The following is a 14,752-nucleotide window of genomic DNA, read 5'->3' on the forward strand; positions in this document are numbered from 1 at the left end:
GCACGAACGTGATGAGCTGCGAGACTGGGCGTCATGAGCTTCGGTAGGCCACGCCCCTCACACCCGGTCATCCTCGACGACGTCCGCGGGGCGCAGAAGATGCTGTCCGGGGTGGCCAGGACCACCCCGATGGAGGGCAGCCGCCATCTGTCGCGGCTGGTCGGCTCGCCGGTCCACTTCAAGTGCGAGAACCTCCAGCGCACCGGTTCGTTCAAGCTGCGGGGCGCGTACGTGCGGATCTCGGGGCTGCGTCCGGAGGAGCGGGCGGCCGGGGTGGTCGCGGCGTCGGCCGGCAACCACGCGCAGGGCGTCGCGCTGGCGTCGTCCCTGCTGGGTGTGCGGTCCACGGTGTTCATGCCGGTGGGTGCCCCGCTGCCGAAGGTGGCGGCGACGCGGGAGTACGGGGCGGAGGTGCGGCTGCACGGCCACGTGGTCGACGAGACGCTGGCGGCGGCGCAGGAGTACGCGCACGACACGGGCGCCGTGTTCATCCACCCCTTCGACCACCGGGACGTCATCGCGGGGCAGGGCACGGTGGGGCTGGAGGTCCTCGAACAGTGCCCCGAGGTGCGGACCGTGGTCGTCGGGATCGGCGGCGGCGGGCTGGCGGCGGGCATCGCGGTGGCGGTGAAGGCCCTGCGGCCGGACGTCAAGGTGATCGGCGTACAGGCGGAGGCGGCGGCCGCGTACCCGCCCTCGCTGGCGGCGGGTCACCCGCTGGTGATCGACACCGCCCCCACGATGGCGGACGGCATCCATGTCGGGCGGCCCGGGGACGTGCCGTTCGGGATCGTCGAGGAGTTCGTCGACGAGGTGCGCACGGTGTCGGAGGACCAGCTCTCGTCGGCGCTGCTGCTCTGCCTGGAGCGGGCCAAGCTGGTGGTGGAACCGGCCGGGGCGAGTCCGGTGGCGGCCCTGCTGGCCGCGCCCGACACGTTCACCGGGCCGGTGGTGGCGGTGCTGTCGGGCGGGAACGTGGACCCGCTGCTGATGCAGCGGATCCTCCGCCACGGCATGGCGGCGGCGGGCCGGTACCTGAGCCTCCGCCTGCGTCTGACGGACCGCCCGGGCGCCCTGGCGACGCTACTGGGCGTGCTGTCGGTCGCCGACGCCAACGTCCTGGACGTGGGCCATGTCCGCACCGACCCGCGGCTGGGCCTGACGGAGGTCGAGGTGGAGCTGCACCTGGAGACCAAGGGGCCCGAGCACTGCCGGGAGGTGGCCTCGGCCCTGCGGGACGCGGGCTACACCGTGATGCCCTGAGGCTCCCGGAACCGGCACGAGGCTCCCGCATACCGGGGCCGGACCCGTTGTGGGACGCGAGTATCGCGTTAGGGTGTGGCGTCAGTCACACAATTGCCGGGCGGTGGGCGTCCGGCGTCCCTACGCTTTGGGTAGCGACTCACCCCATCAACGGGAGACCCACATGCCAGGCGCAATCCACGCCGAGGGTCTGGTCAAGACCTTCGGCGACGTACGGGCTCTGGACGGAGTGGACCTCGACGTCCCGGAAGGGACCGTCCTGGGGCTGCTCGGCCCCAACGGGGCCGGCAAGACCACCGCGGTGCGCGTACTGACCACGCTGCTCCGGCCCGACAGCGGCAGGGCGGTCGTCGCGGGCATCGACGTCCTCAAGCACCCCAACGAGGTCCGGCGGGCCATCGGCCTCTCCGGGCAGTTCGCCGCCGTGGACGAGTACCTCACCGGCCGCGAGAACCTCCACATGGTCGGCCAGCTCTACCAGATGCGGAGCAAGGCCGCGAAGGCGCGCGCGGGCGAGCTGCTGGAGCGGTTCCACCTCGCCGACGCCGCGGACCGGCCCGCCAAGACGTACTCCGGCGGCATGCGCCGCCGCCTCGACCTCGCCGCCGCGCTGGTGGTGTCGCCACCCGTGATGTTCATGGACGAGCCGACCACCGGGCTCGACCCCCGCAACCGGCAGCAGCTCTGGGACGTCATCCAGGAACTGGTCGCCGGCGGTACGACCCTGCTGCTGACCACCCAGTACCTGGAGGAGGCCGACCACCTGGCCGACGACATCTGCGTCGTCGACCACGGCAAGGTCATCGCCCGCGGCACCTCCGACCAGCTCAAGCTCCGCACCGGCGGCGAGCGCGTCGAGGTCGTCGTGCACCAGCCCGACCAGATCGACCCCGCCCGCGCCGTCCTCACCGGCTTCGGCAAGGGCGAGGTCGCCGTCGAGGCCCACACCCGCAAGCTCACCGTCCCGGTCACCGGCGGCGCCAAGCTGCTCGCCGAGGTCATTCGCGAGCTGGACACCCGGGGCGTCGAGATCGACGACATCGGCCTGCGCCGTCCCACCCTCGACGACGTGTTCATCTCACTGACCGGCCACGTCGCCGAGCGGACGGACGAGGACGGCGACCGCAAGGAGGCCGCGAAGTGAGCGCCGTGTCCGACACCACCCCCCGGCTCGCCGCGCCCAGGCCGCGCGGCGGCATCGCGCAGTCGGTCGCCGACTCCCTCGTCGTCGCCCGCCGCAATCTGATCCGCATGTCCCGGATCCCCGAGATGATCATCTTCGGGCTGATCCAGCCGATCATGTTCGTGGTGCTGTTCAGCTACGTCTTCGGCGGCTCCATGAACATCGGCGGCACCACCGACCCCAGCGTCTACCGCAACTTCCTGATGGCCGGCATCTTCGCGCAGACCGTCACCTTCGCCACCGCCGGAGCCGGCGCGGGCATCGCCGACGACATGCACAAGGGCCTGATCGACCGGTTCCGGTCCCTGCCCATGGCCCGCGGGGCCGTCCTCACCGGGCGGACGCTCGCCGATCTCGTCCAGACCGCGCTCACCGTCGTCGTCCTCGCGATCGTCGCGCTGCTCGTCGGCTGGCGCATCCACGAGGGCGTGCCGAAGGCGCTCGGCGCGTTCGCGCTGCTGCTGTTCCTCGGGTACGCGTTCTCCTGGATCGGCGCGCTGATCGGCCTGTCCGTGCGTACGCCCGAGGCCGCCACGTCCGGCGGGCTGATCTGGCTCTTCCCGGTGACGTTCGTGTCCAACGCGTTCGTGGACTCGTCCCAGATGACGCCCTGGCTCCGGCACGTCGCCGAGTGGAACCCCTTCAGCGCGACGGTGCAGGCCTGCCGGGAGCTGTTCGGCAACCCCGGCGTCTCCACCTCCAGCGCCTGGCCCATGCAGCACCCGGTGTGGGCCTCGGTCATCTGGTCGGTGGTGATCATCGCGCTGTTCCGCACGCTCGCGGTGCGCAAGTACCGCTCGGCCGCCTGAGGCCGGTCAGCGGGAAGGGCCGGGCCGCGCGTGGTGCGCGGCCCGGCCCTTCTCCGTCGGTCCCGCCGGCCGTACCGGTGGGACCGCGTGCCGGTCGTGTCAGCCCGAGTACGGCTTCGCGTCGAGGATCGTCACCGACGCCTTCTTGCCGTTCGGCAGCTCGTACTCCGCGTCCTCGCCGACCTTCTTGCCGTTGACGCCCGAGCCGAGCGGCGACTGCGGGGAGTACGTCTCGATGTCGGAGCTCGCGTACTCGCGCGAGGCGAGCAGGAAGGTCAGGGTGTCGTCCTCGTCGCCGTCGAAGGCGATCGTGACCACCATGCCGGGCGCGACGACCCCGCTCTCCGTGGGAGCCTCGCCCACCTTCGCGTGCTCCAGGAGCTGGGTGAGCTGGCGCACGCGCAGCTCCTGCTTGCCCTGCTCCTCCTTGGCCGCGTGGTACCCGCCGTTCTCGCGCAGGTCGCCCTCCTCGCGCGCCGCCGCGATCTTGGCGGCGATCTCGGTTCGCGCGGGACCAGACAGGTACTCCAGCTCGGCCCTGAGCTGGTTGTACGCCTCCTGGGTGAGCCAGGTGACGTTTTCGCTGGTCTGGGTCACAGGTGCTCCTCGTCGGTACTGGGAATACAAAGCATCGCCCTACCCAGAAGGATTGTGCCTTCCTGGATGGGCGAAACCACGAGCCTAACAATTTCGCGGGGCGAGGGGGAGGACGAATGCCACGGAATCTGTGTCCGCGCTGGTCACGACGGGGACACGGAACGGGCGTGGGGCGCGTCTACCCCTCGGTGCAGCCGAGCAGCTCGGCGCTGGTCGCCCGGGCCGTCGTCCGCACGGTGACGACCTCGTCGATCCGGTCGTCGGCCCGGTCGAAGCGGGCGTCCTTGTGGCCGACCTCGGCACCGTCCCGGGAGAGGGCGCGCAGGGTGCAGGAGCCCTTGGCGTCCCTGTCCTTGCGCACCTCCAGGTGCACCAGGACCCGGTCGTCGTCCGGGACGTCGAACTTGATCAGCTCCGCGCTGATCCTCTGGCCGGCGACGTAGTCGTACCCGAACCAGCCGACCACGGCCAGCAGCACCACGCCGAGCACGGAGCCGACGACCTTGAGCTTGCGGTCGGCACGCTCGTCCGCCGAGCGGCCGTACCGGCCCTCGGGCAGTCCTTCCCGTACCGCGCTCATGATCGTTCCTCTCCTCGGCCGAACGGCGGAATTTTCCGCCTGCCGATTCCGTCACTATAGAAGCCGGCCGATGTGACAAATCATTGAGGATCGAGTCTTGACTGAGCAGCTGCGACTGATGGCCGTTCACGCCCACCCCGACGACGAGTCGAGCAAGGGCGCGGCGACGATGGCCAAGTATGTGTCCGAGGGGGTGGACGTGCTGGTCGTGACCTGCACCGGTGGCGAGCGCGGCTCCATCCTCAACCCGAAGCTCCAGGGTGACGCGTACATCGAGGAGAACATCCACGAGGTACGCCGCAAGGAGATGGACGAGGCCCGCGAGATCCTCGGCGTACGGCAGGAGTGGCTCGGTTTCGTCGACTCCGGCCTGCCCGAGGGCGACCCGCTGCCGCCGCTGCCGCAGGGCTGCTTCGCCCTGGAGGACGTCGACAAGGCCGCCGGCCGACTGGTGCGGTCGATCCGCGCCTTCCGGCCGCAGGTCATCACCACGTACGACGAGAACGGCGGCTACCCGCACCCCGACCACATCATGACCCACAAGATCACGATGGTGGCCTTCGAGGGGGCGACGGACGCCGAGAAGTACCCGGAGTCGGAGTTCGGACCCGTCTGGCAGCCGTCCAAGGTCTACTACAACCAGGGCTTCAACCGGCCGCGCACCGTCGCCCTGCACGAGGCGCTGCTGGCCCGTGGCCTGGAGTCCCCGTACGGCGAGTGGCTGGAGCGCTGGAAGGAGTTCCAGCGCGCCGAGCGGACGCTGACCACGCACGTGCCGTGCGCCGACTTCTTCGAGATCCGCGACAAGGCGCTGATCGCCCACGCCACGCAGATCGACCCGGACGGCGGCTGGTTCCACGTGCCGATGGAGATCCAGAAGGAGGTCTGGCCGACGGAGGACTACGAGCTGGCCAAGTCCGTGGTGGACACCTCCCTCCCCGAGGACGACCTCTTCGCGGGCATCCGCGACAATGCCTGACATGAGCGCACACCAGGCACTGACCCAGCTCGTCCCGCTCGCGGCCCAGGAGCTCGACGAGAACAAGGTGACCCCCGGCGTCCTCGGTTTCCTCGTCTTCGCGGTCATGGCCGCGGGCGTATGGCTGCTGATGAAGTCGATGAACCGCCACATGGGCAAGGTCGACTTCGAGGAAGCCCCCGAGGCCCCGGCCCCCGCCGCGGGCGCCGACCCGGCCCCGGGCCAGGCCGCCCGCTAGGCGCGCCGGCCGCCGCGGGCCGGCCCCGCCAGCCCCGGCTCCCTGACCGCCCCAGGCGCTCGGGGAGCCGCGGCGCGCCCGGCAGGTGCCGTTACCGTGCGGGCGCCGGGGCCCGCCCGCCCCGGCGGCCCGCCGGCGGCCCCGGCGCCCCGGCCCCGGACGCCCGAGGCGCCGGGTACGCGCATCCGGCAGGATGGGTGGTATGGCGAACCGACTGGCCCATGAGACGTCCCCCTACCTCCTCCAGCACGCCGACAACCCGGTCGACTGGTGGCCCTGGTCGGGCGAGGCGTTCGAGGAGGCCCGGCGCCGCGACGTGCCGGTGCTGCTGAGCGTCGGGTACAGCTCCTGCCACTGGTGCCACGTCATGGCCCACGAGTCGTTCGAGGACGCCACCACCGCCGAGTACGTCAACGAGCACTTCGTCCCGGTCAAGGTCGACCGCGAGGAGCGGCCCGACGTCGACGCCGTCTACATGGAGGCCGTCCAGGCGGCCACCGGCCACGGCGGCTGGCCCATGACGGTGTTCCTGACGCCCGACGCCGAGCCGTTCTACTTCGGTACGTACTTCCCGCCCGCGCCCCGCCACGGCATGCCGTCCTTCCCCCAGGTCCTCCAGGGCGTCGCGGTCGCCTGGGCCGACCGGCGCGAGGAGGTCGACGAGGTCGCGGGGAACATCGTGCGGGAGCTCGCGGGACGCTCCCTGGCCCTCGGCGGGTCCGGCGCGCCCGGCGAGCAGGAGCTCGCGCAGGCCCTCCTCGGACTCACCCGCGACTACGACGACCGGCACGGGGGATTCGGCGGCGCGCCGAAGTTCCCGCCGTCCATGGTCATCGAGTTCCTGCTGCGCCACTACGCCCGCACCGGCGCCGAGGGCGCCCTCCAGATGGCCGCCGACACGTGCGAGGCGATGGCCAGGGGCGGCATCTACGACCAGCTCGGCGGCGGCTTCGCCCGCTACTCGGTGGACCGCGAGTGGGTCGTGCCGCACTTCGAGAAGATGCTGTACGACAACGCCCTGCTGTGCCGGGTGTACGCCCACCTGTGGCGGGTCACCGGCAGCGACCTGGCCCGCCGGGTGGCCCTGGAGACCGCCGACTTCATGGTGCGGGAGCTGCGCACCGCCGAGGGCGGTTTCGCCTCCGCGCTCGACGCCGACTCGGACGACGGCACCGGCCGGCATGTGGAGGGCGCCTTCTACGTGTGGACGCCCGGGCAGCTCCGCGCCGTGCTCGGCGAGGAGGACGCCGCGTACGCCGCCCGGCACTACGGGGTCACCCAGGAGGGCAAATTCGAGGAGGGGGCCTCGGTGCTGCGACTGCCGCAGGACGCCGGGGTGGCCGACGCCGAACGGCTGGAGGGGATCCGGCGGCGGCTGCTCGCCGCCCGCGAGGAGCGCCCCCGCCCCGGCCGGGACGACAAGATCGTCGCCGCCTGGAACGGGCTGGCGATCGCCGCGCTCGCCGAGACCGGCGCCTACTTCGACCGCCCCGACCTGGTCGACCGGGCCACGGAGGCCGCCGACCTGCTGGTCCGGCTGCACATGGACCCCGGGGCGCGGCTCACCCGCACGTCCCGGGAGGGGCGGGCCGGGGCCAACGCCGGGGTGCTGGAGGACTACGCGGACGTCGCCGAGGGGTTCCTGGCGCTGGCGTCCGTCACCGGCGAGGGCGTGTGGCTGGAGTTCGCCGGATTCCTCCTGGACCTGGTGCTCGACCGGTTCACCGGCGAGGACGGGGCGCTGTACGACACCGCGCACGACGCCGAACAGCTCATCCGCCGCCCCCAGGACCCCACCGACAACGCCGCCCCCTCCGGGTGGACCGCCGCCGCCGGGGCCCTGCTGTCGTACGCCGCCCACACCGGCTCCGAGGCCCACCGCACCGCGGCCGAGGCGGCCCTGGGCGTGGTCAAGGCCCTCGGGCCGCGCGCGCCCCGCTTCATCGGGTGGGGCCTCGCCGTCGCCGAGGCGCTCCTCGACGGGCCGCGCGAGGTCGCCGTGACCGGCCGCCCGGACGACGCGGCCGCCCGCGCCCTGCACCGGGCGGCCCTGCTGGGCACCGCGCCCGGTGCCGTCGTCGCCTTCGGCGGACCGGACGTCGAGGACGGGGAGTTCCCGCTGCTCAGGGACCGCCCCCTGGTCGACGGGCGGCCCGCCGCGTACGTCTGCCGCCACTTCACCTGCGACGCGCCTACCACGGACCCCGCCGATTTGACCCGCAAGCTCACCAACTGAGCCTGGAAACACAGTTTTTCGCCGGACGGCTCCTGACTGTCACCCTCTGCCTCTATCCTCGTCGGACATAAGGAGTGGAGACGGCGCACACGTTCTGGGGAGGACGCGTGCGGACGTCGTACGAGGGCGTCGACGGCCAGGGGGGTCCTGCCGCGACTCGCCCCTGACATGTCTCTTGGGGAACGACCGTACTGCGGCGGCGCACGACCGGTGGGGTCACCGGAGCGCGCACCTGCGGCCGTCGCGGCGTGGTCGGAGGGGGGAACCTTTCCGTGCTCATTTCCGTGTCCGTCGCCGCCATATCGATGGCGCTCTTCTGGATGGCCGCCTTCACGCTGTGGTGGCAGATGCACGCCTGGCGCACGCCCGAGACGCTCGCGGCCACCCGCTTCGAGCGTCCGGACGGGCTGCAGGGCCTGTCGTTCTCGCTGCTGCTGCCGGCCCGCCACGAACAGCTCGTCCTGGAACACACCATCGACCGGCTGCTGGAGTCCGGCCACCGGGACTTCGAGATCATCGTGATCGTCGGCCACGACGACCCGGAGACCACCGAGGTCGCCGAGCGGGCCGCGGCCCGCGACCCCGGCCGCGTACGCGTCGTCGTCGACACGCACGAGGCGAAGAACAAGCCCAAGGCGCTCAACACCGCGCTGCCGCACTGCCGGGGCGACGTCGTCGGGGTCTTCGACGCCGAGGACCAGGTCCACCCCGAGCTGCTGGCCCACGTGGACCACGCCTTCACCGCCACCGGCGCCGACGTCGTCCAGGGCGGCGTCCAGCTCATCAACTTCCATTCGAGCTGGTACTCCCTGCGCAACTGCCTGGAGTACTTCTTCTGGTTCCGCTCCCGCCTCCACCTGCACGCCGCCAAGGGCTTCATCCCGCTGGGCGGCAACACCGTCTTCGTCCGTACGGACGTCCTGCGCGAAGCCGGCGGCTGGGACCCCGACTGCCTTGCCGAGGACTGCGACCTGGGGGTCCGGCTGTCCAGCACGGGCAAGAAGGTCGTCGTCGCGTACGACGCCGACATGGTCACCCGCGAGGAGACCCCCGGCACCCTGATGAGCCTGCTCAAGCAGCGCACCCGCTGGAACCAGGGCTTCCTCCAGGTCTACCGCAAGAAGGACTGGCGGCAACTGCCCACGCTCGGACAGCGGATGCTCGCCCGGTACACCCTCATGACCCCGTTCATGCAGGCCTTCACCGGCGTCGTCATCCCGCTCAACGTGGCCGTCGCGCTCTTCCTCGACGTCCCCATCGGCGTCGCCGTCATCACCTTCCTCCCCCTGCTGACGGCCATGGTGACCTTCGTCTTCGAGATCGTCGGGCTGCACGACTTCGGCCGGCAGTACGGGCTGCGGGTCGGGTTCGTCCACTACCTGAAGCTCATCGTCGGCGGGCCCTTCTACCAGGTGCTGCTCGCGGGCGCGGCGGTCCGCGCGGTCTGGCGCGAGCAGCGCGGGCGCACCGAGTGGGAGCTCACCAGCCACGTGGGCGCCCACCTCGTCCGCGAGGGGGCCGCCCGATGACCGCCACCCTGCCCGCGGCACCCGCGGTCCCCGAGCCGGCCACCACGGCGGCCCCGCACGACAAGAGACGGCTCGTCACCCGGCCCGTCGTCCGCTTCCGCGGCTCCCGCCCCGACCTGGTCCTGTGCGGTGCGCTGCTCGTGGTGATCCTGCTCGTCCAGGGCTGGAACATCCAGCAGTACCCCACCCTCAGCGACGACGAGGGCACCTACCTCGCCCAGGCCTGGGCCGTGCAGAACGGCCGGGGCCTCGCCCACTACACGTACTGGTACGACCATCCGCCGCTCGGCTGGATGCAGCTCGCCGCCCTCACCTGGATCCCGTCGCTGATCGCGCCCGAGTCGATGACCGTCGCCTCCATGCGGCTTGCGATGCTGCTGATCGGCGCCGCCTCCGCGGTCATGCTGTACGTCCTCGCCCGCCGGCTGTGGCTGCCGCGCTGGGCCGCCGGCCTGGCCATGGCGCTGTTCGGGCTCTCCCCGCTGTCCGTGGTCCTCCAGCGGGAGATCTTCCTCGACAACCTGGCCGTGATGTGGACGCTGCTGGCGTTCTGCCTCGCCGCCTCGCCCAGCAGACACCTGTGGCACCACTTCGGGGCCGGCGTCGCCGCCGCCACCGCTGTCCTGACCAAGGAGACGATGCTCGTCGTCCTGCCGGCGCTGCTGATGACCATGTGGCGCCACAGCCACCGCGACACCCGCAAGTTCGCCGTCACCGGCGCCGTCACCGCCTGCGCCCTGATCGGCCTCTCCTACCCGCTGTTCGCGCTCCTCAAGGGCGAACTGCTGCCGGGCGACGGACACGTCTCCCTGTGGGACGGCATCACCTACCAGATGAGCCGCCCCGGCTCCGGCTTCATCCTGACCGACGGCACCGGCTCCAACGGGGTCCTCGACTCCTGGCTCTACTACGACCGCGTCCTGCCGCTCGGCGGCCTCGCCGGCGCCGCCCTGCTGCTGCTCACCCTCCGGTGGTCGGTCACCGCCCGGGCACTCGCCGGACCCGCGCTGGCCGTCGCCGTCCTCGCACTCGTCGCGATGCGCCCCTCCGGATACCTGCCGGCCATGTACGTCATCCAGGCGCTGCCCTTCCTGGCCCTGGTCCTGGCCGGCGGCGCCGCCAGTGTCGCCCACGCCGTACTGCGCAAGGGCCGCCGCACCCCCGCGCTGCTGCCGGCCCGCCGGGCGGCCGCCGTCCTCCTGGCGGCCGCCGCCGCCGCGGTCGTCCTCCCGCGCTGGTACGACGGCGACCGCACCGCCATGACCGCCGACGCCAACGCCCCCTACCGGGCCGCCGCCGCCTGGCTGGGCCGCGAGGTCCCCGACCCCGCGCACGCGCGCGTGCTGGCCGACGACGCGCTCTGGCTCGACCTGGTCCACGCCGGGTACCGGCCGGGGCTCGGGGCCATCTGGTTCTACAAGGCGGACCTCGACCCGGCGGTGACGAAGACCCTGCCCCGCGGCTGGCGGGACCTGGACTACGTCGTCGCCTCCCCGACCGTACGGCGCGACGCGCGCGACCTGCCCACCGTCAGGGCCGCGCTGGAGCACTCGGCCCCCGTCGCCACCTTCGGCGAGGGCGAGGAACGGATCGAGATCCGGAAGATCACCACAGCGGAGGCCCCGTGACCGTCCAGCCCACCGGCGCCGAGCACGTCGCCCCGGTCACCGGTGACATCCCCGAACCGGGAGCCGTCACCGTCGTCGTCCCCACCTTCAACGAGTCGGCGAACGTCCGCGAGCTGCTGCGCCGCATCGCCGCGTCCGTACCCGGCCGGCTGCCCTGCGAGGTGGTCTTCGTGGACGACTCCACCGACGACACCCCCGCCGTGATCGCCGACGCCGCCCGCGACTGCCCCTTCCCCGTCTCCGTCATCCACCGCGACACCCCCGACGGCGGCCTCGGCGGTGCCGTCGTCGCCGGACTGAAGGCCGCCGGCTCCGACTGGATCGTCGTCATGGACGCCGACCTCCAACACCCGCCCGCCCTCGTCCCCGACCTCGTCGCCACCGGCGAGAAGGAGGACGCCGACCTCGTCGTCGCCAGCCGCTACCTGCCCGGCGGGAGCCGCGCCGGACTCGCCGGCGGGTACCGCGTCGCCGTCTCGCGCGGGGCGACCCTGCTCACCAAGGGGCTCTTCCCGCGCGCTCTGCGCGGCATCAGCGACCCCATGAGCGGGTTCTTCGCCGTCCGGCGCGGCGCGGTGACCGCCCGGACGCTGCGCCCGCTCGGCTACAAGATCCTGCTGGAGCTGGCCGTGCGGTGCCGCCCGGCCCGTGTCGCCGAGGTGCCGTTCGTCTTCGAGGAGCGGTTCGCCGGCGTCTCCAAGTCCACCGCCCGGGAGGGGCTGCGGTTCCTGCGCCACCTCGTCGGACTGCGCACCGCGTCCCCGCTCGCCCGCATGGCCGCCTTCGGACTGATCGGCCTGAGCGGCTTCGTCCCCAACCTGGCCGCCCTGCACGTCCTCACCGGTGCCGGGACGCACTACCTGACCGCCGAGGTCCTCGCCAACCAGCTCGGCGTCGCCTGGAACTTCCTCCTCATCGAGGCGCTGCTGTTCCGCGGCCGCCGCCACCACCGGCACTGGGCCGACCGCCTCGGGCGCTTCGCGCTCCTCGCCAACGCCGACCTCGTGCTGCGCCTGCCCCTGATCGCCCTGTTCGTCGGGCAGCTCCACATGGCCGCCCTGCCCGCCACCGCCCTCGCGCTGCTGACCACCTTCGTTCTGCGGTTCGCCGGCACCGAGGCCCTGGTCTACCTGCCCCGCGGGGCGCGTACGGCCGCCCGTACCGCCCGTACAGGAAGGAAACCCCGGTGAAACGGACCCCGCGCCGGCGCCGCCCGGCGGCCCTGCCGGCCATCGGCGCCCTCACCGCAGGGCTGCTCCTGGCCGCCCAGCCCCCGGCCGCCGCCGGGACCAACCTCATCAGGAATCCCGGCTTCGAGACCCCCGGCACCGGCCACGACGGCATGCCCGACTGCTGGTCCCGGTCCGGGTGGGGCGACAACGACTTCACGTTCACCACCACCGGCGACGCCCACTCCGGCACCGCCGCCATGAAGGTCGAGCTGACCCGCCGGGTCGACGGCGACCGCAAGGCGCTCATCACCGAGTCGGCCGCCTGCGCCCCCACCGTCGCCGCGGAGCGGCAGTACGACCTGTCCCTCTGGTACCGGTCGACCACGCCCGACGCGGCGATCACGCTGTTCCGGCACGACACGGCCGCCGGCTGGCAGTACTGGACCGACCTCAAGACCCTGCCGCTCGCCGCCGCCTACACCCGCGCCGAGGTGCGCACCCCCGCCGTACCGCCCGGCACCGACCGGATCGCCTGGGGCGTGTCCGTCTTCGGCACCGGCAGCGTCACCACCGACGACTACGTGATGGAGGAGGTCGCCGCGCCCGCGCCCGACCCGGTGTGCACCGGCACCGCCGAGGAGTGCGCCAAGGGCCGGTGGGACGTGCTGCCGACCAGGAACCCGGTCCGGTCCATGCACTCCGTCGTGCTGCACAACGGCAAGGTGCTGCTGATCGCCGGCTCCGGCAACGACCCGGAGCTGTTCAAGGCCGGCACGTTCACCTCCGCCGTGTACGACCCGGCGAACGGCTCCTTCCGCACCGTCCCCACGCCCGCCGACATGTTCTGCGCCGGCCACGTCCAGCTCTCCGACGGCCGGGTGCTGGTCATGAGCGGCAACAAGGGCTACCCGTCCGCCGACGGGAGGATCGGCTACCAGGGCCTGAAGGACTCGTACGTCTTCGACCCGGCGACCGAGACGTACACCAGGACCAACGACATGCACGACGGGCACTGGTACCCGTCGGCGACGATCCTCGGCAACGGTGACGTGATCTCCTTCGGCGGTCTGAAGGAGGACTCCACCGGCAATGTGACGGCGGAGAAGTTCTCCGCCGCGCAGCACAAGTGGCTGCCGATGAACGAGGTCAACCAGACCTGGTCCTACTGGGGCCTGTACCCGTCGATGATCCTGATGCAGGACGGGCGGCTGTTCTACTCCGGCAGTCACACCTTCGGCAACGGCACCCCGGGCACGGGCGCCTCGATCTACGACTACGACGCCAACACCGTCACCGACGTACCGGGCCTGCGGAACAAGGACGAGCGGGACGAGTCGGCGAGCGTCCTGCTGCCGCCCGCCCAGGACCAGCGGGTGCTGACCATCGGCGGCGGCAACAACGAGCGCAACCCCGCCGCCAACCGCCTCACCGACATCATCGACCTCAAGCAGCCGAACCCGGGGTACGTGGCGGGCCCGCCGCTCCCGCAGGGCCTGGTCGACCAGGGGCAGGGCAAGCGGCCGCAGACCGGCGACGAGGGCAAGATGTTCGTCTCGGCGGTGCTGCTGCCGGACGGCAAGGTCCTGGAGACCGGCGGCGGCCTGCACGACCGGGCCGACCCGGTGTACGAGGCGTCGTTCTTCGACCCGGTCACCAACACCTACGAGCCGGGTCTGGCCGCCGACCCGGTGCCGCGCACCTACCACTCCTCCGCGTTCCTGCTGCCCGACGGCCGGGTCATGGCGGTCGGCGACAACCCGGGCAACGGCACCTACAACCACGACGTGTCGGTCTACACGCCCCCGTACCTGCTCAAGGGCCCCCGCCCGAGGATCACTTCCGTGATCGACGGGAGGTGGAACTACGGCGACACCCAGCGCGTCACCGTCGACCGGCCGATCGCCAGGGCCGAGCTGATCCGCCCGGCCGCCGTCACCCACTCCTCCGACCCCAACCAGCGGTTCGTGGACCTGCCGCTGTCGGTGGTCGACGACCGGACGGTCGACCTGAACGTCACCGCCAACCCCAACCTGGCCCCGCCCGGCTGGTACATGCTGTTCGCGGTGGACGCCCACGGCATCCCGTCCGTCGCCGCATGGGTGCACCTGGGCGGGCCGGCCGCGATGGCGGCCGAGGCGGAGCGCTCGGCGCACGTGCACGACTTCGCCGGCAGCCTCGCCGCCGCCCCGCGGAAGCCGCTGAAGAAGCGGGACTCCGTCCCGGTCAGCCCGCGGATCGCCGGGTGCGACCGGCACTACGGCGCGGCCGGGGTGTGCGTGCCGACGGTGTTCCCGAAGGAGGTGAAGGCGACGACCGGGGCCCGCTGCGCCTGGCTGGCGGACCACGACTACGGACGGCTGCGGCTCAACGGCGCGGACGATCCGCTGCGGCTCGACCCCGACCGGGACGGCACCGCCTGCGGGCCGGGGGACACGCGCGCCGGGGCCGCGCCCAGGGACCGGAGCCGTCCCTGACGGTGCCTCACGTGCGGTGCGCACGGAGCACGACCGACGGCCGTGGCGCGGGGCGTCACGGCCG

The 14,752-nt window shown here is 72.3% G+C and carries 12 protein-coding genes; 10 read left to right on the plus strand and 2 right to left on the minus strand.

The features are described 5' to 3' along the window. Positions 1–33 precede the first annotated feature (33 nt). From ilvA to ACZ7LK_RS07845, 3 genes are all read left to right on the plus strand, one after another. Complete coding sequence (ilvA, locus tag ACZ7LK_RS07835) at positions 34–1,263, plus strand: threonine ammonia-lyase (protein ID WP_471138974.1); 1,230 nt, start codon at positions 34–36, stop codon at positions 1,261–1,263. A gap of 163 nt (positions 1,264–1,426) precedes the next feature. Beyond that, positions 1,427–2,407, plus strand: a complete 981-nt coding sequence (locus ACZ7LK_RS07840) for an ATP-binding cassette domain-containing protein (RefSeq protein WP_392272338.1) — start codon at positions 1,427–1,429, stop codon at positions 2,405–2,407. Then, entirely contained in the window at positions 2,404–3,255 is an 852-nt protein-coding gene (locus ACZ7LK_RS07845; RefSeq protein ID WP_392272337.1) for an ABC transporter permease, read from the plus strand. Before ACZ7LK_RS07840 ends, ACZ7LK_RS07845 begins: the two co-directional genes overlap by 4 nt. Before the next feature lie 99 nt (positions 3,256–3,354). Here the strand turns inward: ACZ7LK_RS07845 and greA are convergent, their stop codons facing one another. Both greA and ACZ7LK_RS07855 read right to left on the minus strand, forming a co-directional pair. Then, positions 3,355–3,852, minus strand: coding sequence for a transcription elongation factor GreA (gene greA / locus ACZ7LK_RS07850; protein ID WP_392272336.1), 498 nt, complete (start codon positions 3,850–3,852; stop codon positions 3,355–3,357). 178 nt (positions 3,853–4,030) lie between these two features. Continuing rightward, complete coding sequence (locus ACZ7LK_RS07855) at positions 4,031–4,432, minus strand: DUF4307 domain-containing protein (protein ID WP_392272335.1); 402 nt, start codon at positions 4,430–4,432, stop codon at positions 4,031–4,033. Positions 4,433–4,529: 97 nt separating this feature from the next. On the opposite strand from ACZ7LK_RS07855, the gene mca reads away from it, so the two are divergent. From mca to ACZ7LK_RS07890, 7 genes are all read left to right on the plus strand, one after another. After that, positions 4,530–5,411, plus strand: a complete 882-nt coding sequence (gene mca, locus ACZ7LK_RS07860; RefSeq protein WP_392272334.1) for a mycothiol conjugate amidase Mca — start codon at positions 4,530–4,532, stop codon at positions 5,409–5,411. Beyond that, positions 5,404–5,649 (plus strand): hypothetical protein, encoded by a 246-nt coding sequence (locus ACZ7LK_RS07865; protein ID WP_392272333.1) that lies wholly within the window; start codon positions 5,404–5,406, stop codon positions 5,647–5,649. Before mca ends, ACZ7LK_RS07865 begins: the two co-directional genes overlap by 8 nt. Before the next feature lie 202 nt (positions 5,650–5,851). Then, the gene (locus ACZ7LK_RS07870) at positions 5,852–7,885 is read left to right on the plus strand and encodes a thioredoxin domain-containing protein (protein ID WP_471138979.1); all 2,034 of its coding nucleotides are present in this window, start codon (positions 5,852–5,854) and stop codon (positions 7,883–7,885) included. A 272-nt stretch (positions 7,886–8,157) separates the two neighbouring features. Continuing rightward, complete coding sequence (locus tag ACZ7LK_RS07875) at positions 8,158–9,414, plus strand: glycosyltransferase (protein ID WP_471138982.1); 1,257 nt, start codon at positions 8,158–8,160, stop codon at positions 9,412–9,414. Then, positions 9,411–11,042: an ArnT family glycosyltransferase gene (locus ACZ7LK_RS07880; RefSeq protein ID WP_469464703.1), complete on the plus strand. Its 1,632-nt coding sequence runs from the start codon at positions 9,411–9,413 to the stop codon at positions 11,040–11,042. Before ACZ7LK_RS07875 ends, ACZ7LK_RS07880 begins: the two co-directional genes overlap by 4 nt. Then, positions 11,039–12,232, plus strand: coding sequence for a glycosyltransferase family 2 protein (locus tag ACZ7LK_RS07885; protein WP_392272329.1), 1,194 nt, complete (start codon positions 11,039–11,041; stop codon positions 12,230–12,232). The genes ACZ7LK_RS07880 and ACZ7LK_RS07885 overlap by 4 nt, the downstream gene beginning before the upstream one ends. After that, positions 12,229–14,688 (plus strand): galactose oxidase-like domain-containing protein, encoded by a 2,460-nt coding sequence (locus tag ACZ7LK_RS07890; protein WP_392272328.1) that lies wholly within the window; start codon positions 12,229–12,231, stop codon positions 14,686–14,688. The genes ACZ7LK_RS07885 and ACZ7LK_RS07890 overlap by 4 nt, the downstream gene beginning before the upstream one ends. The last annotated feature ends 64 nt before the right edge of the window (positions 14,689–14,752 follow it).

The organism is Streptomyces sp. NPDC039423, assembly GCF_055598725.1.

What these genes read in the sequence shown, in the direction of transcription:
- ACZ7LK_RS07855 (WP_392272335.1), bottom strand. Translation starts at nt 4,432, where the DNA reads ATGAGCGCGGTACGGGAAGGACTGCCCGAGGGCCGGTACGGCCGCTCG.
- ACZ7LK_RS07840 (WP_392272338.1), top strand. Translation starts at nt 1,427, where the DNA reads ATGCCAGGCGCAATCCACGCCGAGGGTCTGGTCAAGACCTTCGGCGAC.
- ACZ7LK_RS07865 (WP_392272333.1), top strand. Translation starts at nt 5,404, where the DNA reads ATGCCTGACATGAGCGCACACCAGGCACTGACCCAGCTCGTCCCGCTC.
- ilvA (WP_471138974.1), top strand. Translation starts at nt 34, where the DNA reads ATGAGCTTCGGTAGGCCACGCCCCTCACACCCGGTCATCCTCGACGAC.
- ACZ7LK_RS07870 (WP_471138979.1), top strand. Translation starts at nt 5,852, where the DNA reads ATGGCGAACCGACTGGCCCATGAGACGTCCCCCTACCTCCTCCAGCAC.
- ACZ7LK_RS07880 (WP_469464703.1), top strand. Translation starts at nt 9,411, where the DNA reads ATGACCGCCACCCTGCCCGCGGCACCCGCGGTCCCCGAGCCGGCCACC.